This window comes from Maridesulfovibrio pacificus (SeqCode), assembly GCF_048612815.1.
Lineage (GTDB): Bacteria > Desulfobacterota > Desulfovibrionia > Desulfovibrionales > Desulfovibrionaceae > Maridesulfovibrio > Maridesulfovibrio pacificus.
The window spans coordinates 1,123,908-1,145,456 of sequence record NZ_JBLZNE010000001.1; the positions used below are offsets into that span (position 1 = coordinate 1,123,908).

19 protein-coding genes are annotated in these 21,549 nt (G+C 45.0%); 11 read left to right on the top strand and 8 right to left on the bottom strand.

What is annotated here, in order from left to right; genetic code table 11:
• Window positions 1-203: 203 nt before the first annotated feature.
• From ACNI23_RS05410 to ACNI23_RS05425, 4 genes are all read right to left on the bottom strand, one after another.
• Complete coding sequence (locus tag ACNI23_RS05410) at window positions 204-797, bottom strand: transaldolase family protein (RefSeq protein WP_420247191.1); 594 nt, start codon at window positions 795-797, stop codon at window positions 204-206.
• Window positions 798-879: 82 nt separating this feature from the next.
• Window positions 880-1,146 (bottom strand): TRASH domain-containing protein, encoded by a 267-nt coding sequence (locus ACNI23_RS05415; protein ID WP_015851826.1) that lies wholly within the window; start codon window positions 1,144-1,146, stop codon window positions 880-882.
• A 57-nt stretch (window positions 1,147-1,203) separates the two neighbouring features.
• A complete protein-coding gene (gene folK / locus ACNI23_RS05420; protein WP_420250555.1) occupies window positions 1,204-1,719 on the bottom strand; it encodes a 2-amino-4-hydroxy-6-hydroxymethyldihydropteridine diphosphokinase in 516 nt (171 codons plus the stop codon).
• Window positions 1,698-2,864, bottom strand: a complete 1,167-nt coding sequence (locus tag ACNI23_RS05425; RefSeq protein WP_420247193.1) for an LL-diaminopimelate aminotransferase — start codon at window positions 2,862-2,864, stop codon at window positions 1,698-1,700. Before ACNI23_RS05425 ends, folK begins: the two co-directional genes overlap by 22 nt.
• Before the next feature lie 116 nt (window positions 2,865-2,980).
• Here ACNI23_RS05425 and xerD point away from each other — a divergent pair, with 116 nt between their 5' ends.
• The 11 genes from xerD to ACNI23_RS05480 all read left to right on the top strand — a co-directional run bounded on the left by xerD (window position 2,981) and on the right by ACNI23_RS05480 (window position 16,772).
• Window positions 2,981-3,895 carry a site-specific tyrosine recombinase XerD gene (gene xerD / locus ACNI23_RS05430; protein WP_015851829.1) on the top strand — a complete coding sequence of 305 codons (915 nt, stop codon included), beginning with the start codon at window positions 2,981-2,983 and terminating at the stop codon, window positions 3,893-3,895.
• A 10-nt stretch (window positions 3,896-3,905) separates the two neighbouring features.
• Complete coding sequence (locus ACNI23_RS05435) at window positions 3,906-6,581, top strand: CBS domain-containing protein (protein WP_420247194.1); 2,676 nt, start codon at window positions 3,906-3,908, stop codon at window positions 6,579-6,581.
• 310 nt (window positions 6,582-6,891) lie between these two features.
• Entirely contained in the window at window positions 6,892-7,380 is a 489-nt protein-coding gene (locus tag ACNI23_RS05440) for an HIT family protein (protein ID WP_420247195.1), read from the top strand.
• A 20-nt stretch (window positions 7,381-7,400) separates the two neighbouring features.
• Window positions 7,401-7,757 (top strand): LapA family protein, encoded by a 357-nt coding sequence (locus ACNI23_RS05445; protein WP_015851832.1) that lies wholly within the window; start codon window positions 7,401-7,403, stop codon window positions 7,755-7,757.
• Window positions 7,758-7,848: 91 nt separating this feature from the next.
• Window positions 7,849-8,922, top strand: coding sequence for a tetratricopeptide repeat protein (locus ACNI23_RS05450; RefSeq protein ID WP_420247196.1), 1,074 nt, complete (start codon window positions 7,849-7,851; stop codon window positions 8,920-8,922).
• A gap of 17 nt (window positions 8,923-8,939) precedes the next feature.
• A complete protein-coding gene (gene mutS, locus ACNI23_RS05455) occupies window positions 8,940-11,597 on the top strand; it encodes a DNA mismatch repair protein MutS (RefSeq protein ID WP_420247197.1) in 2,658 nt (885 codons plus the stop codon).
• Entirely contained in the window at window positions 11,597-12,049 is a 453-nt protein-coding gene (locus tag ACNI23_RS05460) for a hypothetical protein (protein ID WP_420247198.1), read from the top strand. The genes mutS and ACNI23_RS05460 overlap by 1 nt, the downstream gene beginning before the upstream one ends.
• A 24-nt stretch (window positions 12,050-12,073) precedes the next feature.
• Window positions 12,074-13,312: a diaminopimelate decarboxylase gene (lysA, locus tag ACNI23_RS05465; protein ID WP_420247199.1), complete on the top strand. Its 1,239-nt coding sequence runs from the start codon at window positions 12,074-12,076 to the stop codon at window positions 13,310-13,312.
• A 45-nt stretch (window positions 13,313-13,357) separates the two neighbouring features.
• On the top strand, window positions 13,358-14,143 hold the full coding sequence (locus ACNI23_RS05470) for a 16S rRNA (uracil(1498)-N(3))-methyltransferase (protein ID WP_420247200.1): 786 nt from the start codon (window positions 13,358-13,360) through the stop codon (window positions 14,141-14,143).
• A gap of 19 nt (window positions 14,144-14,162) precedes the next feature.
• Window positions 14,163-15,425, top strand: a complete 1,263-nt coding sequence (locus ACNI23_RS05475; protein ID WP_420247201.1) for a replication-associated recombination protein A — start codon at window positions 14,163-14,165, stop codon at window positions 15,423-15,425.
• A 204-nt stretch (window positions 15,426-15,629) separates the two neighbouring features.
• Complete coding sequence (locus ACNI23_RS05480) at window positions 15,630-16,772, top strand: sensor histidine kinase (protein ID WP_420247202.1); 1,143 nt, start codon at window positions 15,630-15,632, stop codon at window positions 16,770-16,772.
• Here the strand turns inward: ACNI23_RS05480 and ACNI23_RS05485 are convergent.
• The 4 genes from ACNI23_RS05485 to ACNI23_RS05500 form a co-directional block, all read right to left on the bottom strand.
• On the bottom strand, window positions 16,749-17,969 hold the full coding sequence (locus ACNI23_RS05485; RefSeq protein ID WP_420247203.1) for an HDOD domain-containing protein: 1,221 nt from the start codon (window positions 17,967-17,969) through the stop codon (window positions 16,749-16,751). The two genes, ACNI23_RS05480 and ACNI23_RS05485, sit on opposite strands and share 24 nt — an antisense overlap.
• A 30-nt stretch (window positions 17,970-17,999) precedes the next feature.
• Window positions 18,000-18,878: a CheR family methyltransferase gene (locus ACNI23_RS05490; RefSeq protein WP_420247204.1), complete on the bottom strand. Its 879-nt coding sequence runs from the start codon at window positions 18,876-18,878 to the stop codon at window positions 18,000-18,002.
• Window positions 18,879-18,978: 100 nt separating this feature from the next.
• Window positions 18,979-20,253 (bottom strand): CgeB family protein, encoded by a 1,275-nt coding sequence (locus ACNI23_RS05495; RefSeq protein ID WP_420247205.1) that lies wholly within the window; start codon window positions 20,251-20,253, stop codon window positions 18,979-18,981.
• A 16-nt stretch (window positions 20,254-20,269) separates the two neighbouring features.
• Window positions 20,270-21,490 carry a glycosyltransferase family 9 protein gene (locus ACNI23_RS05500; protein ID WP_420247206.1) on the bottom strand — a complete coding sequence of 407 codons (1,221 nt, stop codon included), beginning with the start codon at window positions 21,488-21,490 and terminating at the stop codon, window positions 20,270-20,272.
• Window positions 21,491-21,549: the final 59 nt, after the last annotated feature.

A 21,549-nucleotide genomic window follows, 5' to 3' on the forward strand; every position in this document is an offset into this window, starting at 1 on the left:
TTCTTCTGAACTCATATAATGGACATGGCTTCTTTCGTTTTTAAGCTCTCTCATAGATGGTTAGAATGATGACCTTGGAAAACAATTTTTAAATGCTTAGGAGCTAAATTTGAAAGTCGTAATATTCGAATATAAAAGAGCCTTGTCTGCTATCAATCAGACAAGGCTCAAAACGTAAATTTTATATAATGATCAACTTAACGCTAACTGTCGTTCTCCAAAAACTTCATCAAACCAGTAAATGAAATTTCCAGTCCATCAACTCCAGTCGCGGTCACAGAATCAAGATCGATTGATTCACCGGACACATTTGCTAGCACACTTGTCCGCAATCCATATTCGCGAATCAACTTCACAGCCTGAGTCTGAAGTTTAAAGTCATCGCCATACTTTTGTTTGACCAGTTTCATATTAAAACTGACAAAATCTGCTCCTGATTTTGCCGCCATTATGGCTTTGGTTATGCTGTCCAATCCAGTGATCATTACGGGAACATCTTTAGCTGTCAGTAATTTGCAGGCTTTAAAACCTTCAAGTGTAGCTTTAATGCTGACCACAATATTTGGACTAAGCCGCAATAACTGTAGTGATTCTATGAGAACATCTTCAGCGATGTTGCCATCCGCTGACACAAAGATGGGACCATTTGTGCAGCCTATTATTGATTTGGTGTCATTATCAGTAGCAACACATTTGTCTTCCCCATTCTCCGGAAGCAGCTTAATTCCGTCAATGAGACCATATTCTCCGGCTTTACGTGCTTCATAGAGCGAACATGTTCTTAGGTAGATTTTCATAAAACTCCCCTACCCCTTTTCAGGCACAAAAAAAGAACCCTTTTAACTATTGTCAAAAGGGTTCAACGAAATATTACAAAAGCTACTCGCCGCTGTCAGCCTCAAGTCTTTTGATGTACTTGTCGCGACATTCAAAGGAGCAAAAGCATTCGACCTTTTCTCCGTTACGGACCCGGATGTCACCATCTTTAGGCACATAAGCTCCGCAGATGGGATCTTTGACCATCTCGCCGGTCTTGACTTTCTTATTGAAGTCCTTGCCTTCTTTTTCCTGCTTTTTCTTCTGGTCGCCAGTGAAGAGCTTCCACATGACGAATGCGGCAATTGCGATAACAACAAATTTAAGCATTACTTCTACACCTCAATATAAAAAAAGGCCGCACCAGTATTAGGTGCGGCCTGAGAATTAATCCTGATAAATCTTATTACCTTCAGTGCGGTAATCAATTTTCTTCAGAGCATCAGCAACGGAAGTTCCGTCCGGGAATACTAGTTCCGGATCGATGTCGGTCATTGGCAGAAGCACAAAAGCTCTATCCAAAGCACGAGGATGCGGAACAGTGAGGTAAGCCCCACTATTGATAACCCGGTCTCCGAAGAGAATAATATCCAGATCAATGGTTCGGGGGCCGTTTTTAACGTCCCTTACCCGATCCATCTGCCCTTCTACAGCCTGTAGCGTAGAAAGGAAGCCTTCTGCGGACCAGAGTTCGGGGTCAACGTCGAAACGGACCACCTGATTCTTAAACCACGGCTGATCTTTCAATCCCTGAGGTTCGGTCTCGTAAGTTTCAGACCAGACTTCAGGATCAATACCTTCATATTTTTCCAGTCTAGCAACGGCCTGATTCAAATTATCTTCAGTGTCTCCAATATTTGAACCAAGACTAACGTAGACCTTTACAGTTTGGATATCCGTGATACTGCCTCCTTGAGCCTATCGGTATCAACAGTCAGCGAAATTCTGAAATACCCTTCACCGGATTCGCCGAAGCCGTTACCGGGAGTAACAACAACACCGGTTTCCTTCAGGAGCTTGGATACGAACTCGGAAGAAGTGTAGTCTTCGGGAGTTTTAGCCCATACAAAGATGGATGCATCAGGCACCTTGCAGGAAATGTTGATCTTTTCCAGAGCTTCAATAACGCAATCGCGACGCTCTTTGTAGATCTTGCGGAATTCCTTAACGTAAGGTTCGCCTTCTTTTAGTGCAACAATTCCGGCTTCCTGTACAGCCTGAAAGATACCGGAGTCGACATTTTCTTTAATTTTTCCGAGTCCAGCAACAAGTGAGGGGTTACCTACTGCCATACCACAACGCCAACCGGTCATGTTGTAGGTCTTGGACAGGGAGTGGAATTCAATGGCCACATCTTTTGCGCCGGGAGTTTCCAGAATGGAAATGGGCTTATTGTTTTCATCGTAATAAACTTCGGTGTAAGCGGCGTCCGCTGCGATGATAACATTATGCTTTTTAGCTTTGGCAACCAGCTCTGCGTAGAATTCAGGTGTTGCGGTCGCAGATGTGGGGTTGTTGGGGTAGTTTACAAAGAATATTTTGCACTTATCCCATTTTTCATCAGAGATAGCGTCGAGTTCGGGGAGAAAGTCATTCTCTTCGAGCAGAGGAACAATCTCAACTTCACCGCCGGCAAAGCCGGATGCTACCGGATAAACCGGATAGTTGGGGGAAGCTACCAGCACGAGATCGCCGGGGTTAACAAAAGCCAATGGGAAGTGCGCAATACCTTCTTTGGAACCGATGAGGGAAACAACTTCTTTTGCTGCGTCCAGCTCAACATTAAATCTTTCCTTATACCAGTCAGCAACAGCCTGACGGAAAGTCAGCAGGCCAACATAAGAAGGATACTGGTGGTTAACCGGGTTCTTGGCTGCTTTGTGCAGTGCTTCAATAATAAAGTCGGGAGTCGGAAGGTCAGGATCGCCAATGCCGAGGCTGATGATATCTACTCCCTGAGCTGCTACTTCAGCTTTGAGTCTGTCAATTTCAGCAAAGAGATACGGGGGGAGTGTTGCGAGCCTGTCGGCAAGTTTAAATTCTGGCATTTCGGTATGCTCCTGTCATTTTTTGGTTAAATTATTATCAAAACTCTTTAAATGTGCTTGTTTGCTCTGTCAATCATCTTGAGCACTCGCGGTCATACGTGTAATGAGTATTGGATATGACCGAGAATGAAAACAATACATCCTGTAAACACCAATGGATCGACCGTTATCTGGAGTACCTGCTCATTGAGCGTGGTCTCTCTGAGAACAGCCTTAGTGGATATCTGAGTGATCTGGAGTCTTTTCAGTCTTTTCTGGAAGATAGGTCCGCGAAAATAGAAGACGCCACAAGTCAGACATTGCTGCTCTACCTTACATATCTAAGGTCAAAAGCATTGAAATCAACCTCGCTGGCGAGGCATCTTTCGTCTTTGCGGGGATTTTTCGCGTTCTGCACGTCGCGGGGATTCATTAAAGAAGACCCTGCAACTCTGCTGGAAAACCCGAAGCTCCCCAGAAAAATTCCTGAGTTCCTATCACCGGAGGAGATCGGCCGCATGCTCGCCCTGCCCAAGCTGACCGAGAAACTGGGGTTTCGCGATCGGACTATGCTTGAGCTGCTCTATGCAGCCGGAATGAGAGTCTCCGAATTGATCAATCTTAACATTGAAGACTTTGATCCTCAAACAGGAGTTCTCATTATTTTCGGCAAAGGTTCCAAGGAACGGCTGGTGCCGATTCATTATGTGGCGCAAAATTTCTTAAACCAATACATTAAGGATTGGCGTCCTGCTTTTAATCCCAAAGTCAAGAATATCTTCTTAAACAGATCAGGAAAAGGACTGACCAGACAGGGTGTCTGGAAACTGATCAAGAAGTTCGCTCTGGAAGCAGGTATAAAACGTTCAATATCTCCACACACTTTTAGGCATTCGTTTGCCACCCACTTGCTGGATGGCGGTGCGGATCTGCGTACAGTCCAGTTGCTTCTTGGTCATTCAGACATCAATGCTACCGAAATATACACACATATTCAAGCCGGAAGATTGGTCCAGCTTCATAAACGCTTTCACCCACGTTCTGTAATGTGAGATTTTAAGAATGTCAAAAAATGAAAACCTAATAAAAGCGGAAACAATAATTACCGGCCATGTAAATGCGGATTTCGATTGTTTAGCCGCTATTGTTGCAGCCGGAAAGCTTTACCCGGAAGCAACTCTCGTTTTTCCCGGAAGCCAGGAAAAAAACTTGCGTAATTTCTATATGGAAAGCGCAACATATTTTTTTAATTTTAAGCAGTTAAAGGAAATAGACAAAAATTCAGTCAAGCTTCTGGTTGTGGTCGATACCTCACGGCGTAAAAGAATTGTTCATGTTGATCCGATTCTCAAGAATCCGGGACTGAAAATACATATTTACGACCATCACATGAAGTCTGAATGCGACCTTGATCCTGAATTAATAATCAAAAAGCCGTGGGGATCAAGCGTTGCAATTCTTTCTCATGAAATTCGGGAGCACGGGATTGAAATAAATCAGGAAGAAGCAACCATTATGGGGCTGGGCCTATATGAGGACACTGGTTCATTTACTTTTAACTCCACCACTGAGCATGATTTTGAGGCCGGAAAGTGGCTGCTCAAGAACGGAATGGAACTGGATGTAATTACCGATCTGCTCAACCGTGATCTTTCTGCGCAGCAGATTACCCTGCTTGGTCGGCTGCTTGAAGGCGCGACTACCCATACAATTAATGATCTTGATGTGGTCATTTCTGAAATCAGCACGGCAGAATATGTGGTCGATTTTTCAGTGTTGGTTCATAAATTTATGGACGTTGAAAATATCAAGGTCCTCTTCGCTCTGGGACGAATGAACGATCGTATCCATCTGGTTGCCCGGTCACGAACCCCGGATATTGATGTAGGAGCAATTTGTACTGCTTTCGGCGGTGGAGGCCATGTCTACGCGGCATCGGCAACTATCAAGGACCGCACATTGGCTGAAGTGCGCGATGAACTTTTCGCTCTGCTCTACTCCAAGGTCTCCCCTCGTTTGAACGTGGAGTCCATTATGTCCAAGCCTCCGGTGGCAATCCCCCGCGATATGACAATCTCAAAGGCTGTAGAAAGGATGACTCAATACAGCCTCAAGGGTGTTCCGGTGGTGGACAGTATGGAGAATATGCGCGTTGTCGGCCTTTTGGAACAAAAGACTGCGGATAAGGCGTTATCCCACAATCTTGGTGATGTGGATGTTGAAATTTATATGCAGCACCCCTTTTCATCCATCAAGATCGACTCCGGTATGCACAGGGTTATGGAAATTATTCTTGGGCAGAAGCAACGGCTGGTTCCGGTTGTCGAAAATGACCGCGTAGAAGCGGTTGTAACCCGAACCGACCTGATCAATATGCTGGTACAAGACCCGGCTCGTATCCCTGAATCCCTGTTTCCAGATAAAAAACAGGAACGCAACATCCGCAATATCATGCGCAACCGTCTGCCTAACAAGATTCTCGATATCCTTGAGACTGCCGGGAAAATGGCTGCTGAAATCGGCACCGAAGCGTACGTTGTCGGCGGATTTGTGCGCGATGTGCTGTTGACTAAAAGCAATCTTGATCTTGATCTGGTTGTTGAAGGTGACGGAATTGCTTTTGCCAAGAAACTGGCCAAGAAAATGGATGGCCGTGCTAAATATCACCGCAAGTTTAAGACTGCAGTGGTTATCCTGCCGGACGGTCAGCGGGTGGATGTAGCGACCGCACGGCTTGAATATTATGAGTATCCGGCAGCCTTGCCTACTGTGGAACTTTCATCAATCAAAATGGACCTGTACCGCCGCGATTTTACAATTAATGCCCTTGCAGTGCACATCAACCCATCCAATTTTGGCAAACTGGTCGACTTTTTCGGTTCTCAGCGAGACCTTAAGGACAAGACCATTCGGGTTCTGCACGCCCTGAGTTTTGTTGAAGACCCCACCCGCATCATGCGTGCCATCAGATTCGAGCAGCGTTTTGATTTTAAAATAGGCGGGCAGACTCTTAACCTCATTAAAAATGCTCTCAAGCTGAATCTGATCAATAAGCTTTCCGGTTATCGCCTGACCCACGAAATGCGAATTATATTAAATGAAGCAAATGTCCTGCACAGTATTGAGCGAATGAACGAGCTGGGCGTACTTGAGGCGATTCATCCTTTAATGGTGCTCAATTCAGCACGTTCGCAAGTAATCGCCGAGCTTGAAAGGCTTTTGAGCTGGTACAGCCTGCTCTATCTTGAACCGCCCCTTTCAGTTTGGAAAACATATTTCCTAGGCATGTGTATGGGAATTTCCAAAGCCAAGATGGAACAGATTTATGATCGGTTCAGCTTTTCGCTCAGTGAGCGCCGGGAATTTATTCATCTTCGTGATACTGTTTTCTGGGCAGCCGGAAACATCATGAATATCAAGCAGGAGATGAAACCCAGTGAAATATATGAAACACTCAGTCCTGTTCCTCTTGAAGGGGTTCTTTTCATCATGGCCCGTACTAAACGGGAGATGATCAAGAAGTATATATCGCAGTATTTGACCAGCTTAAGAATGAAAACAATTGATGTAACAGGCGAGGATTTAAAAGATTTAGGCCTTGAGCCTGGCCCTTTATATTCAGAATTTCTTAATCAGGTTAAGCTGGCCTGCCTTGATGGAAAGTTGAAAGGAAGGGATGAACAGCTCCAGTTCTTAAAGGATAAGATTAAGAAATTAGGAAACACAAAAGGCGTATAATGTCAGTAAATGACAATTTATATAGTATATCAATGCTTAAACTTTTTGTTTCCCTTGCCCTTGGTCTGCAACACGTGTAGAACATGCGGACTTTTTCGATAGACTGGTAGAAAAAGCCGTTTGTTAATGTTTTTTTCGCGTTTAGGCTCTTTTTTTCATATTTATTGTTGATAATTAGCTGGTATTTAATTACTGGAAATTAATATTGTTTGATAAAAGACAATGCTAACAGTCTTTGCTTTTATTTAAGCAGGACACGCGGACAAGATCTTCACTGCTATGTAAAGGTCTTGCAAAGGTTGTTTTACAGATGGACGTATTATGGGCACCGTGGCGAATGGACTATATTCTTGGTCCAAAGCCGGACGAATGTGTTTTCTGCATCCCGGAAAACACCGACGAAGATGAGGAAAGATTAATTCTGCACAGAGCTGAGCACTGCTTTGTGATCATGAATAAATTTCCTTATAATAACTGTCACCTGATGGTTACGCCTTACCGTCATGTCAGTAAACTCACTGATCTTGAAGAAGCGGAAGCTTCAGAGATCATGAAATATATAACCATAAGCTGCGATATTCTAGAAAAGGCATGCAACCCTCAGGGGATAAATGTCGGACTGAATATAGGGGAAGCAGCCGGAGCTGGGATCGCCGCCCATCTCCATTTTCAATTGGTGCCCCGTTGGAACGGGGACGCATCGTTTATGGCAGTGTTCGGAGAAACTAATGTTATCCCCGACCATTTGTCTTCAACTTATAAAAGGCTCAAGCCGTTATTTGACAGCTGCTGTCGTTAAGTAACACTAAGGAGGGTTTCATGCGTTACTTGAAGGTTTTGGCTCTGGTAGTTCTCTTTTTCCTTTCCATGGTATTTTTCATTCAGAATACCCCCGAACTTTCTAAGGAAGTAACTCTGTCCATCGAACTGTTCAACTACAAGTTCATGAGCCAGCCTCTTCCGTACTACCTGTTGATCCTGATTGCTTTTGCTGCAGGTTCCGTTCTTTGCCTGCTCTACTTCATGGCTGATAAGATTCGTCTTTCCGGACAGCTTCGCACTTGTCGCACCAGAATGGCTAACCTTGAGCAGGAAGTTAACTCTCTCCGCAACCTCCCCCTCGATGAGGGGAACTATCCCTCCGCTGAAGCTAGCGAAGAGAAGCCTGCTGAATAAGTAAGCGCATAATTACGGAGTATACGTGTCCTTTTTAAGCGTATTTAAAAAGAAAAAAATGACGGCGTCCGATAATCGGGCGCCGTCATATTTGTCTGGAGCCGGAAAAGGTAAGTCCGGGCTTGCCGACACCCGTGCAGCTATTGATGAACTCAGCAAGGTTGTGAAGGATACTCCGGAAGCTGTAGAAATCTACCTTGCCCTTGGTAACCTCTACCGTTCTCAAGGTGAGATTGAACGTGCCGCTCAAATCAGGAACAGCCTGATTGTCCGGCCCGGTCTCGCCCCGGCTATCAAAGCACGCGCCCTCTATGAGCTGGGGCGTGACTTCAGTCGCGGCGGTTTTTTGGACCGTGCGATTAACGCTTTTGAAAAAGCCCGTGAAATTGCAGGTGATTCCCCTGAAATCCTGACCGAACTGGCCGAACTGGCCGCAGGAGGCAGGGAATTTGAAAAAGCGGCAGAATTCTATTCCATGCTGAACCAGCCTGTACAGGAAGCGCACTACCTTGCCCGATTGGCTGAAGATTATACATCTGAGGGCGAAGATGCCCTTGCCCGGCGTACCCTGAAAAAAGCTCTTAAAATTTCCCCAAGTTCAGTTGAGTCATGGTTACTGGTGCTTACCAGATTAAAACAGGAAGGCTCGCTGGACAAATTTAAGAAGAAATTCAATTCTGCACTTGCGCAGGTTCCCAAGCACTTGCAATTTGTCCTCATAGAAGGTCTACTCGCAGATTCTCTTGTTTTCGGGGATACCCCCATTAACAGTAAAGATCAGGACAATGACCGCAACTATCCATTTTATGAAGTGATGGTTGAAGAAATTTCCAAGTCTGACCCGGATGTAATCATGCACTACTACGGGGCCAGACTCCTGCAGCTTTGCGGAAAACAGGAAGAAGCCGGGGTCTGGCTTGAAAAGACCCTTATGCTCAACCAGAATTTCTGGTTGGCACGGCTGGAACTTTTTAACATTGCTCAGGATCAGCAGGAGCTGACATCATCTTTTAAAAGCCAACTGGATTTTTTCGTTAATATTGCGCGAAAAGTGCAAAGATTCACCTGCTCCAGTTGCGGCCTCAAGCGGGATAGAATATTTTTCAATTGCCCGAGATGCCGGAGTTGGCATTCAATTTCGTTCCGTAAAGAACTGAACCAGTAAGCCCCAGATATATTATTGTGAGCAAAAAGAAACTCACTCCCATGTTCGAGCAATACATGCAGATCAAGGCTGAACACCCTGATTCACTGCTGTTTTTCCGTATGGGAGACTTTTACGAACTTTTCTTCGAGGACGCTGAAATAGCAGCCCGCGAACTGCAGATCGCTTTGACCTGCCGTAATCCCAATTCTGAGGAAAAAATCCCCATGTGCGGAGTTCCGCACCATGCTTCACGGGCCTATCTTTCACAACTGATTGAAAAAGGCTATACCGTTGCGCTTTGTGACCAGCTTGAAGATCCTAGACAAACCAAAGGATTGGTAAAACGTGGAGTTACAAGAGTTTATACACCCGGCACCGTGGTTGAAGACGATACTCTTTCTGCTAAGGACAGTAACTACCTTGCAGCTCTGCTCTGGGATGAAGCTAAGTCCGTAGGCGGTTTGGCTTGGATGGATTTTTCCACCGGGCAATGGAGCGGTATTCAGAGCAAAAGTGAGAACGACCTCTGGCAATGGGCAATGAAGATCAATCCCCGTGAATTGATTCTTCCGCAGGGCAAAACCATCCCCGGCCAATATGGTGATATTGATGCCCGCATCGCCCCTGCTCCCTCTGCCGGATACTTTAATTATAAGTCTGCCAAAGATAACATACTTGAAGCACAGAATGTTGCTGACCTTGATTCGCTGGACCTTGAAGATAAGCCCCAGCTGACTCAAGCGTGCGGAGCACTTATTTCTTACCTGCGCCAGACCCAGTTGCAGGATTTTGATCATCTCGGTGAATTCAAGCCTTTGAATCTGACCAAATTCATGATCCTGGACGAGGTCACTGAACGAAACCTTGAGCTGTTCAAAAGATTAGATGGTAAGAAAGGTAAAGGCACGCTGCTTAGTGTTCTGGATAAGACCATTACCCCCATGGGCGGACGTCTTCTTGCGGTACGCTTGAAGCAGCCTTGGCGGGAAATTTCTCCCATTGAGCAGAATCAGCGTGCGGTTACATTTTTCCACGATGATGATTCTTTGCGAGCCAAGGTGCGTGAGCTGCTTGATACAGTGTACGACCTTGAGCGTCTTTCCACCCGTGTGGTGCTTGGTCGCGCAACTCCCAAAGATTTCATCAGTCTGCGTCAGAGTTTGAAAACTTTGCCTCCTATTCATTTTCTTTTGCATGAAGCCGTATCCGGGGCTGATGAAGATAATCAGGTTACTCCGGCTCTGAAGACCATTGTTAATAAATGGGATTCCATGACCGATGTAGCCGAGCTTCTGGAGCATGCCCTTGTTGACTCCCCTCCCCCGGTCATCACTGAAGGCGGGCTTTTCAAAACAGGATTCAACGAGGAACTGGACGAACTTATCCAGCTGACCGAGCATGGAGAGTCCACCCTTGCCGAACTGCTGGAAAAAGAAAAGAATGCCAACGACCTGCCCAAACTCAAGTTGGGATTCAATAAGGTTTTCGGTTACTACTTTGAAATTTCAAAAGCCTTCAAGGGTCAGATTCCTGATTATTTTGAACGCCGTCAGACTCTCGTAAACAGCGAGCGCTACATCACCCCGGACTTGAAGGAGATGGAAGAAAAAATAATTTCAGCTTCTGATAAACGTAAGACGCTGGAATATAATTTATTTCAGAAGATACGCGAAAATGTTGCCGGAAACCGTAGCCGCTTTGTTTTCATGGCTGATGCTATTGCCGCCATCGACTTCTGGCAGGGTCTTGCTGAAGCAGCACGGGCCAACCGCTGGTCCTGCCCGGAAATCCATCCCGGTATGGAAGTGGTCATTGAAGAAGGCCGTCATCCGGTTGTTGAAGCCGTTCAAGGTGCTGCAAACTACATCCCCAACAGCCTGACCATTGATGAAAAGCGGCGGATTCTGCTTATTACCGGACCGAACATGGCCGGTAAATCTACAGTACTCCGCCAGGTGGCTCTTATGGGAATCATGGCCCAGATCGGTTCCTATATCCCGGCAACCAGTGGACGTATCGGACTGATGGATCGTGTATTTTCGCGTGTTGGGGCATCTGATAACCTCGCGCAGGGACAGTCGACCTTCATGGTTGAAATGATGGAGACAGCCCGTATCCTGCGTCAGGCATCCAAACGCAGTCTGGTCATCCTCGATGAAATCGGACGCGGCACATCAACCTTTGACGGCCTTGCGCTGGCATGGGCAGTGGTGGAAGAGCTTTCCAAGCGTGCAAGAGGCGGCATACGTACCCTTTTTGCTACCCACTACCATGAGCTGACATCCCTCGAAGGTGTGATTGATGGCTTACGTAACTTCAATATTGCAGTACGCGAATGGAAAGGCGATATTCTTTTCCTGCGCAGACTGGTTCCCGGTCCGGCAGATAAAAGCTACGGTATCGAAGTGGCCAAGCTTGCAGGGGTGCCCAAACCTGTAGTAGTCAGGGCGAGGGAAATCCTTGCGAATCTTGAAGAAAAATCGCAGGATATGGATGGTCAGCCTGCACATCAGGCTCCGTCCGTGCAATCAATCCTACCGGGAATGATCTGCACCGGTAATGAAAAGAATGAAGCTCCGCCTGAAGATCATGCACTTATCAAAGAGCTGCGCAATCTTGATGTAAACGGACTTTCACCAATAGAAGCACTTACCCTTCTGAATCAGTGGAAAAAATCACTGGGAGAAAATTAATGAAATTTCATATCCTCAAAAAACAACTGCTGCTGGCCGTCCTCGCTCTCATGCTTCTGGCAACCGCCGGGTGCGGAGTTAAGATGTGGCCTGCTCCGCAGCAAAGTGAAGATCTGTATACTTTTGCTTCCGTTGAAGGCCGTCGCGTTGGTGAATGCCTTAAAGTAGTAGTAAAGGTTGACGGAGCATATAAAAATGTGGACAATTTGAGCCTTCAATTTCAAGCCGATGGTTCCGGTCCGGGCGAAGGCTGTCCGACATGTCCTTTCTTCCCGGCTATCAGGAAAGATTTTACCCCCGGTTCCGAAGGTATTCAATTTGACGGCTCTACTTTCGTATTCAGCGAATGTGGACTTGATCCCGCTAAAAGCTATCGTTGGAGAGTTGTTGGACGCAATGTCTACGACGCACTTGGAGTAGTAATTTCCGACGTATACACAGCTGCACCCTAATCTTTATAATGGAGTCCTTCCACAATGCATCATTTTGAAATTAAAAATAATGAATTGCATGCTGAAAATATCAGCATCACCGAACTTGCCAAAGAGTACGGTACCCCGCTCTATATTTACTCCGCAGCCACCCTGCGTAGACATTTTGAAGCTTTCGATTCCGCATTCACCGGACTCGATCACATGACCTGCTACTCAGTAAAGGCAAACTCCAACCTGAGCGTACTTAAGCTTCTGGCTGAAATGGGCGCGGGTATGGACATTGTCTCCGGCGGCGAACTTTACCGCGCTCTTAAAGCGGGTGTTCCTGCCAACAAAATCGTATTTTCCGGCGTAGGTAAAAAAGCATACGAAATCGCCGAAGCCCTTAAGGCCGACATCCTCATGTTCAACGTTGAATCCGTTGGCGAGATGCACCGCATCAATGAAGTTGCCGAATCCATGAATAAGACCGCACGTATCAGCTTCCGCATTAACCCGGACGTTGATCCTAAGACCCATCCCTACATTTCAACCGGGATGAAAAAGAACAAATTCGGTCTGGATATGGAAACTGCCAAGGAAGCCTACAAGACTGCAAAAGATCTTTCCAACGTATCCCCCATCGGCATGGACTGCCACATCGGTTCCCAGCTGACCACCATCGAGCCGTTCCTCGAAGCACTCGACAAGCTGCTTGCATTCCGTGACGAGCTTGGCGCAATTGGTATTGAGATTGAACACCTCGACCTCGGCGGCGGACTGGGTATCACTTACGATGAAGAAGAACCGCCTCATCCTAAAGAATTCGGTGAAGCACTGAGTAAGGCTCTGGCCGATAAAGGACTTAAAGTAATACTTGAACCCGGTCGCGTAATTGCCGGTAACGCAGGTATTCTCGTAGGTGAAGTCATCTACACCAAGAAAACTCCTACCAAGGATTTCCTCATTGTTGATGCTGCTATGAACGACTTGGTACGCCCTTCCCTGTATCAGTCCTACCATCGCATTTCTGAGGTTACCCAGAACAACCGTCCTGAAATCGATTACGACGTTGTGGGCCCCATCTGCGAGTCCGGCGATTTTCTCGCTAAAGACCGCATGTTGCCTGAAATGAAACAGGGTGAACTTATCGCAGTATTTTCTGTCGGTGCGTACGGTTTTACCATGTCCTCCAACTATAACTCCCGCCTGCGCGCGGCTGAAATCATCGTTGACGGCGATGACGTCATCATGGCCCGCAGAAGGGAATCTTACGAAGACCTGCTTAGGCTGGAATCTTAGTATATAATAGGCCTCCGGCAGTCTTGCCGGAGGCCTTGTTTTGATATGCTGCACGTAACTCCCCCCTTCATGGGGATTTTCTTTTTTGGGGACTTAAAATATCATAACGCTATGGCAAGACTTAATTCATTCTACTTACCTCCAGAAGATTGGGACGTCCCTTTTATACTTCAAGGCAGTGAAGCAAAACATCTTGGCAAGGTACTGCGCACCCGAGTTGGTGATACCGTGCGTCTCTTTGACGGCTGCGGGCGAGACGGCCTGTTCACAGTTACCGGGATTACCAAGAGCAAAGTTCAGCTTGAGCTGAAAGAAGAAACCTCAATTGCAGATTCGCGCAATATCACCCTCGCCATCGGCTGGAATAAATCAAGCCGGCGTAATTGGATTTTAGAAAAATCAGTTGAATTGCAAACACGCGGACTTATTTTTTATCAAAGTGAATTCAGTCAGGGCAAAGTTCCTGCCGAGATAAAAGAAAGCTGGAATGAAAAGCTTGTAGCTGCTGCCAAACAGTGCGGTAATGCATGGTTACCCGAACTTCAGACCGTGCCCGGATCAATTGAAAAGCTCATCGAATCTTCCTCGTCCTACGACAATAAACTTTTCTTGTATGAGAAAGCGGATAACGATACGGTGCCGGATAATTCCGTTTTTGCTGCTGAATCCACTCTGGCCGTGATTGGCCCGGAAGGCGGTTTCAGCCCGCGTGAAGCCGAGTTGCTCATAGATAACGGATTCAAACCCGTCAGTCTCGGCAGCTCAATCCTGCGCTGGGAAACAGCCGCCCTGCTCTGCATGGGCACTGCATACTTAGAAAGACAGAAATAAGGGCCGCCGGAGGCAACTCATGAAATTAGAACTCACAGACAATCAGCCTTTGGCTGACCGTATCCGGCCCAAAAAGATTGACGAATTTTTCGGGCAAAACCATATCCGCGAACGGGTCGAAGCTTTCGAACGGTCTAAGAGACTTCCCAGTCTTTTACTTTTCGGCCCTCCGGGTTGTGGTAAATCCACTCTTGCAATGCTGCTGGCAAAATCTACCGGTCGCCATTTCATGCGCATCAGTGCTCCCGAATCGGGTATTGCTGCTTTGCGTAAGCAGCTGGCCGGTATGGATATTCTTATCCTTGACGAACTGCATCGCTTCTCCAAGGCACAGCAGGACTTCTTTCTGCCTATTCTTGAATCAGGCGAGATTACCCTGCTGGCAACAACTACCGAAAACCCGTCTTTTAGCGTAACCCGGCAGTTGCTCTCCAGATTACACGTTCTACGCCTTAGATCATTAGGTAAAACGGATTTGCTGGCAATTTGTAACCGGGCCTGCGAAGAGCTCGAAATTGAACTCAGCGAAGACAGTTTAAACCTGATCACATCTATGGCTGGTGGTGACGGTCGTAGTTTGCTCAATTTGCTTGAATATACTTCGCAACTTCCTGCTGAGAAACGTGAAGCTGAAAATTTGAGAAAAATCCTACCCGAGACCGTTATTCGCGGCGATAGGGACGGCGATTCCCATTATGAACTGGCCTCGGCACTGATTAAATCCATTCGCGGTAGTGATCCAGATGCGGCACTTTATTATTTGGGCTGTCTGATTGAGAGCGGTGAAGATCCGAAATTTATCACCCGCAGGCTGATTATTTCCGCTGGTGAAGATATAGGTCTGGCTGACCCGCATGCCATGACCATGGCTGTATCATGTCAGCAGGCCGTTGAATTTATCGGCATGCCGGAAGGTTTTATCCCACTTTCCGAGGCGGTTGTTTATCTGGCTCTTGCGCCTAAAAGTAACAGCACTTACGCTGCCTACCATACCGTTAAACAGGAAATCCGCCAGAACGGTATGCTGCCAGTGCCGCTGCATCTGCGCAATGCAACAACCAATCTGCAAAAAGAATGGGGCTATGGTCGCAACTACCTCTATCCGCATTCTTATCCAAATTCTTATGTTGAGCAGGAATATTTACCGCCGGAAATTGCGGATCGTATGTTCTATGATCCCAAGGATCAAGGAGAAGAGCCGCGCCTTAACGCATGGTTAAAAGGCCAGCGCCGACCGCGTAGACAACGAAAACGGCCTGAACCCAAGAAATGGGGAAAATAACATAAGGATCTGAATAGCTGAGATTGCTAATTAAATTACAGCTAAAATATTAACTGGCTGAAATAATGCGTAAATTGAAATGCGTATTATTCAGCCTTTTTCATTATTGTCGCAGATAGTGTTTTGTCAGTAATATAAAGCTATTTTGTTGCTTGTGATCTTGTGGGGGTGTATGATGGAAGACAAAACTGTAAGGACACAAATATGCCCTCCTTTAATTCCATAATTGTTGAAAATATTATTGAGAGCCTTGATGTTGGAATAATGGTCATTTCCCCAGTAGGAAAGATTATTTTTTTGAATTCAGCCGCCTGCTCTATTTTAAATTTGGATATGAAAAAACATCTTGGCTTCGGTTGGGGAGAACTTTTTATTACCGATGCCACCTCAAATTTCGAATTTAATCAGGTCATTCTGGATGTCATAAATGAACAAAGAACTGGTCTTAAGCATATAGTTCCCTTCAAGAACAAAGATAGGGAATGCCCAAAAAAATTATCCATAACATCCTCATACCTTACCGAAAATAACGATGTGGTAGGGCTGGTCTTTCTTTTTGAAGATATAACGGAAATATATAATGCTGAAGAGCGGGAACGGAAAATTCTTTCCCGTAATGCTGAATTGCAAAACGAAAGAATTGAGGGTTTGGATTCTCTTTCGCAGGCGGTTGCACATCAGGTGCTTAATCCGACGACTGTTATCGGCGGAATGACCAACCTTATTTCACGGAAATTACCTCTGGAAGATCCTTTGCAGCGTGAGCTGAAAATAATCGCAGAAGAGGCTATGAAACTTGAAGGCTTGGTGGCAGCCGTTAAAACTTACTCTAATATTCCCAAGCCATATCCTTCAGAAGTTAATGCCGTAAAATTATTTAAAGAAGCATTACATCAAGCTAATTTAATACTAGACCGAATTGGTGAACGTATTGAGATGAAGCTTAATTGTTCCGTAGAAAATATTACTGTCGGCAAAAAATTGTTTGAAACCGCTGTTGTTGAGCTACTCCTTAATGCCAGTAATTTTACTCCTGAAAAAATAACTGATGTCAGAATAGAAATTGAAAGAATACAACAGACAATCCTAATTAAGATAATTGATCATGGAATGGGCATTGACCCGCATGTATTAAACCATGTGCTGGACCCTTTCTTTTCCACAAAGGCCAAAGGGGTTGGTATGGGACTTGCGCGGGTTAAAAAAATAATTTTTGAACATCAAGGAAAATTGAATATTGAGAGTGAGGGTGCGGGTAAAGGTACTACCGTGAGCATAGAACTCCCCTGTCCGGACGCTGACTGCTGTTCATCTAAAAAGATGCTAACTAAAGAAGTTACTGAATAATTCTTGAATCTGATAATCGTAATTTTCGACGATTTCCTTCAAGATTTCAGCGTCAATCCCTAACATTTCCCATATCTCATCATCCACTCCGGGAAGAACATACATACCTCCATCAGCAATTCCCACTGCTAGGGCAAGGTTGTCTGCTACCTGAAGAATTCCCGCCTCTTTTGTTGTTTCACTTTTACTAGGAGCGTGATGTGAACTGATAATTTCAGTTAAGGTAGGAGGGAAATTCCATTTTTCAAGCATACAGCGTGCTACTTCAGTGTGGTTAAAGCCAAGAACCATGTCTTCAGCTTCAATCAGTGGAATAAAGTTCTCGCGGGCGAAAAGCATCGTCTGCACTGCACTGTAAGGCATCTTTTTAAAGAGGATCAGCCTGCCTACATCATGCAGGAGTCCGGCAGTAAACATCATTTCCGGGACAACACCGTCAACTTTTTCTGCTATGACCTTACAAAAAACTCCGCAGGTCAATGAATGCATCCAGAATGAACGCATGTCGATGAGCTCAGGTGGAATATCTTTGAAATACCCGATGGTAGAAAGCCCAAGCGCCAGAGTGCAAAGTTCCTTTCCGCCGATTAAGGCAACGGCCCGGACAAGATTATTAATTTCAGATGGAAAACCGTAAAGAGGGCTGTTAACCAGCTTTAATAATTGAGTTGAAAGACCAACATCAAGACCTACAACTTCTGCAACCTGCTGAGCTGTACTATTGGAATCTTCAACCACTTCTTTAACTTTGAAGAAAATATCAGGAAATGAAGCAACCTTTATCTCAGCTTCGACAATATCTTCTATTGTTCCTTCATCACGGAAGAACAAATCCCGCATGTCATCAAGAGCGGTCACGTGCTGCTCATCTGCGGTAGGAAGACGCCAACCTTCCATAATTCGGATAGCGGTTTTATAAACCGCAACATCAAAAAGCTGCATCACGACTGGATCATCATGATTAATGAACATAAAATAATCGCGAGCATAGATGAATGCTTTGTCAATGCTATCTTCATCAGGCTCGGCTACATCTGATCCCACGATCTTAAGTTCTGCAATTCCCTGATTTTTGAAAACAGAAATATTCTTGTTCGTGAGGACAGACCCGGAAGGTAATAGCATTCTTCCTCCCTGCATCAGGTCTGCTGCTAACACCATACCCGGCTGGACGTCTTCAATGCTCACTGTCTGCATATCTCACCTCGTAAATCTTGATTGGCAGATTCAAATTTTATGATACGTAATAGTTCCGGCGTGCTGCCTGGGTTTGAACATGTCATTCACAATATGTAATGATTCTGAGTGTCCCACATACAAGTGACCGTTATCAAGCAAATTATTATGAAAAGCGCTGAGAACTTTCCTTTTCATCTCCTTATCGAAATAAATGATCACATTGCGGCAGAAAACAATATGTGATTTGGGCACCAGCTTCAATGAGTGGCTTTGATTTAAATTAATTTTTCCAAACTTAATTAAGCGCTTAACTTCTGGTTTTATTTGATAAATATCATTTTCTTTTTCGATAAAGTAATTGGCTATCACATGGGCTGGAGTCGTGCGCAGTGCATATTTTGTATAAAGGCCCTTCTCTGCCATTTTTAAAACATTTGTTGAAATATCATTGGCGGTTATACGAATTCGCCACTTTCGAATATCATCCTTTAAAGCTTCATGCAGAATAATTGCCAAGGTATAAGGTTCTTCTCCGGAAGAACAGCCTGCTGACCATATTCTAATTTCGCGACGTCCTGTTTTGTTTCCTGCATCAATTAATTCTTTAAGAGTATAATTGCGAAAAACCTTCAGCTGCGGGTTGTCTCTAAAAAAACTGGTTTCATTGGTGGTTATCAGTTCAGTGAGCATATGCAGCTCTTCAGACTTCCCTTTAGGATGATTCTTTAAATATTCAATATAAGCTGAATAACTCTTTAGTTTTAATTCCGAAAGCCGAGGAGCAAATCTATTTTCAACAAGAAAGCGCCTGTTATCCTGTAAATAAATACCGGAAAGCTCATAGATTATATCTCTGAGTTTCAAAAATTCATTTTGAGTAATTTTTATATTACCGTTAAAGCCTTTTCCTGAAAATAAATCACTCATATATTTCTACCGTATAATAAATATTATCATATTCAGTTTGTAGCTAATCTAGTAGTAGTTACTGTCTAAGTAGCAGAAATAAACAAGAAGTTCAAAAAAATTATCTGTTGTATATTTTCTTCCACTCATCCAAAAACAGAATAGCCGTATCTAACGAGCTCAACTGTCCCTGTTGCGAACGAATGGCTGTTACTAAATCATCAAATTCAACATTAGTTGGTAACCCGAGCTTATCTATCAGCTTCACTATATCTTTTTTTAGTTCTTCGGGAAAATCATCATTAAATAGTGCTTCTGTTTTTCTTTCCACAGGCCAGTCATCAAATCTTTCTGCAGTAAAATCAATTAAAGAATGCATTCTAACTTCGTAAGTATGATCTTTAAGAACTCTTGCACGGGCCTTTTCTACATAACTTTCCCTTTCTTCAGGATGGGCAAGAAAATGTCCGATCTTACGATCAAGATCCTCAAGGCTTTCAAAATGGGCCAATTCTCCTTCATCAAAAGCTTCAGGCATGAGAGTGCGCTTATCTACAAGCTGAAACGCTCCACAAGCTGCCAGCTCGAAAGTGCGAGGGTTAATAAAGTCACCCCCACTGACCAGTTCATCGGCATTAATGGAAGAATGCAGGTTAAGGTTGATCTTGGTTCCGTTAAAAATTTTTACACATTCATCTGATGAAACACGTCTACCATCGAGTTGAACATAGGGTTCAAGCACATGGTCTCCGTCCCATTCACTTCCCCATATCTTTAGGCCGTGGTGAATCAATTTGCGGAAAGCCAAACGTCTGTTGGGGTACCCTGCCCCCATAAAAGACACATCGCCGCCGTATTTGCGGGTATCAATCGAATTAAGCTTCTCAGGTTTATGAAAATCAGGATGGGCAGCCAAAGGCAGATAGAGGACATTCTCCACCCCGATTTGCTTTAATTCATTAAAAAAAAGTTCTTTCTGGATAACGGCAAAAACATCATAGAAAGGTGCAAAAGATTGCCAGTATGTGAATAAACGGAAATCTTCCACAAACCACATGGCAGTTTTCACATTATCCTTACGCAATCTTTTCAAAGCCTGATGGGTCAGCGGAGCTTGCGCCATGGCCAGAACCATGTCCGGCTCAAAAGTTTCAACTTTTGCCAAAACAGCTTGTGAAAGCATATTCAAGTAGCTGTTTCGGAGATACTGGTGTCTGTCCGAAGTGACTTTCAACTCATCAATAGCGTTATAAGCCCCGTAAAAATCGGGAGCTTCAAAAGTCTCAACCAAATGCCCCATCTTTTCCAATGCAGAAACACAGAATCTGCCCACGGGTAACGATCCGCCATAGAGAGGAAGAACAACCAGAATTCTCAGCACCTTATTATTATCCATGACTTTACCTTTATATTTAAGCTGTTATCCAGTCTTTATCTTTATAAAATTTTTCTGCCAGATCAGGAAACGGGCCATGTTCGCCGATATCAAGCACTCCCAGATGGCAACCTATGAATTTACGCAGTCTTTGCCTGCGTTCTCCACTAGGGTCATTACCGGCTTTCAAAGTAAATTCAGTGCCCAGAAAATCGCAACCGGATTCAAATACGGAAATGCCCGCAGGTAAATGTTCCGGTTTGCGTGTTGCAAGGTAGCGCGCGGTTAAGGGATCCTCGAACGGAACGAGACATTTTAAATCATTATAACAGGGCTGGGATTCCATGCAGGGAGAACAATCCGTGTTTGCTTGAAGTATTGTATGTCCCTCCCCGTAAGGGCCGGTCTCAGTACACCAAGCCGAGGAAAGGAAAAATCCCAGCACCGGAACACCTAAATGGGCCGCGAGATGCATGGTTCCGGTATCCGGTGTAATGACCATATCCAGATCGGTAACAGCATCAACCAGTCCCTTCCAATCAGTCTCACCGGCAAGATTAACCGTACTCTGTGCAACCGCAGCAGGAAATTTTGAAATTAATTTCCTTCCCGCATCGCGCTCAGCTTTACTACCGAGTAAAAAAATATCTTTATTCTTAATCTTTGACCGTACAGACATAACCAACGGAGCCAGAACATCATAAGGAAGGGAACGTCTGCTTTCCCGTCCGGCCAGCACTACTCCGATTCCTTTACCGCCGGGTGCGGCGATAGGGTTTATCTCATTAGCCGGAAGCATATCCGGACTGAGTGCGGCCCAATAATCAACCAGATTTATATTGTTACGCCGCTCCGTGGCCAAACGAAACCCTAACTCAAACCACGGATCTTTCATGGCCTGACCCTTCACCCTTTTATGACCTCTGACTTTTTTGGGATCAAACATAGATGAAAGGGCATAATTCATGGCTGAGAAATTCAGGTTGTATATTTCGGTAAAATCTATCTCAGATAATTGTTTGAAGACTTCGTAGTTGACCGGAAGTACTGTATCTATACCCTGCCCGTCTATCCCGCTGCCATGAGCTATCAGCGGATGGATTTCGCAGTCCGGATAGATAATCCGCGCCAACTTTTCGAGAGATCGGTCCAAACAAAGATGAACTTTAAATTCACGCCGTTGCAACGTAAGCACAAGACGCTTGGTCTGGACCAGATCGCCAAACCTTGTCAATTGTATAATCAGAGCCCGTTTCATTAAATATCCGTATCCTTGCAAGGGTTTGATTTTTTGAATTATATCTTTTTAACAGCACT

Coding starts and splice junctions, on each gene's coding strand:
- ACNI23_RS05410 (WP_420247191.1), bottom strand. CDS start 797: ATGAAAATCTACCTAAGAACATGTTCGCTCTATGAAGCACGTAAAGCC.
- ACNI23_RS05415 (WP_015851826.1), bottom strand. CDS start 1,146: ATGCTTAAATTTGTTGTTATCGCAATTGCCGCATTCGTCATGTGGAAG.
- ACNI23_RS05425 (WP_420247193.1), bottom strand. CDS start 2,864: ATGCCAGAATTTAAACTTGCCGACAGGCTCGCAACACTCCCCCCGTAT.
- xerD (WP_015851829.1), top strand. CDS start 2,981: ATGACCGAGAATGAAAACAATACATCCTGTAAACACCAATGGATCGAC.
- ACNI23_RS05435 (WP_420247194.1), top strand. CDS start 3,906: ATGTCAAAAAATGAAAACCTAATAAAAGCGGAAACAATAATTACCGGC.
- ACNI23_RS05440 (WP_420247195.1), top strand. CDS start 6,892: ATGGACGTATTATGGGCACCGTGGCGAATGGACTATATTCTTGGTCCA.
- ACNI23_RS05445 (WP_015851832.1), top strand. CDS start 7,401: ATGCGTTACTTGAAGGTTTTGGCTCTGGTAGTTCTCTTTTTCCTTTCC.
- ACNI23_RS05460 (WP_420247198.1), top strand. CDS start 11,597: ATGAAATTTCATATCCTCAAAAAACAACTGCTGCTGGCCGTCCTCGCT.
- lysA (WP_420247199.1), top strand. CDS start 12,074: ATGCATCATTTTGAAATTAAAAATAATGAATTGCATGCTGAAAATATC.
- ACNI23_RS05470 (WP_420247200.1), top strand. CDS start 13,358: ATGCTGCACGTAACTCCCCCCTTCATGGGGATTTTCTTTTTTGGGGAC.
- ACNI23_RS05475 (WP_420247201.1), top strand. CDS start 14,163: ATGAAATTAGAACTCACAGACAATCAGCCTTTGGCTGACCGTATCCGG.
- ACNI23_RS05480 (WP_420247202.1), top strand. CDS start 15,630: ATGCCCTCCTTTAATTCCATAATTGTTGAAAATATTATTGAGAGCCTT.
- ACNI23_RS05485 (WP_420247203.1), bottom strand. CDS start 17,969: ATGCAGACAGTGAGCATTGAAGACGTCCAGCCGGGTATGGTGTTAGCA.
- ACNI23_RS05490 (WP_420247204.1), bottom strand. CDS start 18,878: ATGAGTGATTTATTTTCAGGAAAAGGCTTTAACGGTAATATAAAAATT.
- ACNI23_RS05495 (WP_420247205.1), bottom strand. CDS start 20,253: ATGGATAATAATAAGGTGCTGAGAATTCTGGTTGTTCTTCCTCTCTAT.
- ACNI23_RS05500 (WP_420247206.1), bottom strand. CDS start 21,490: ATGAAACGGGCTCTGATTATACAATTGACAAGGTTTGGCGATCTGGTC.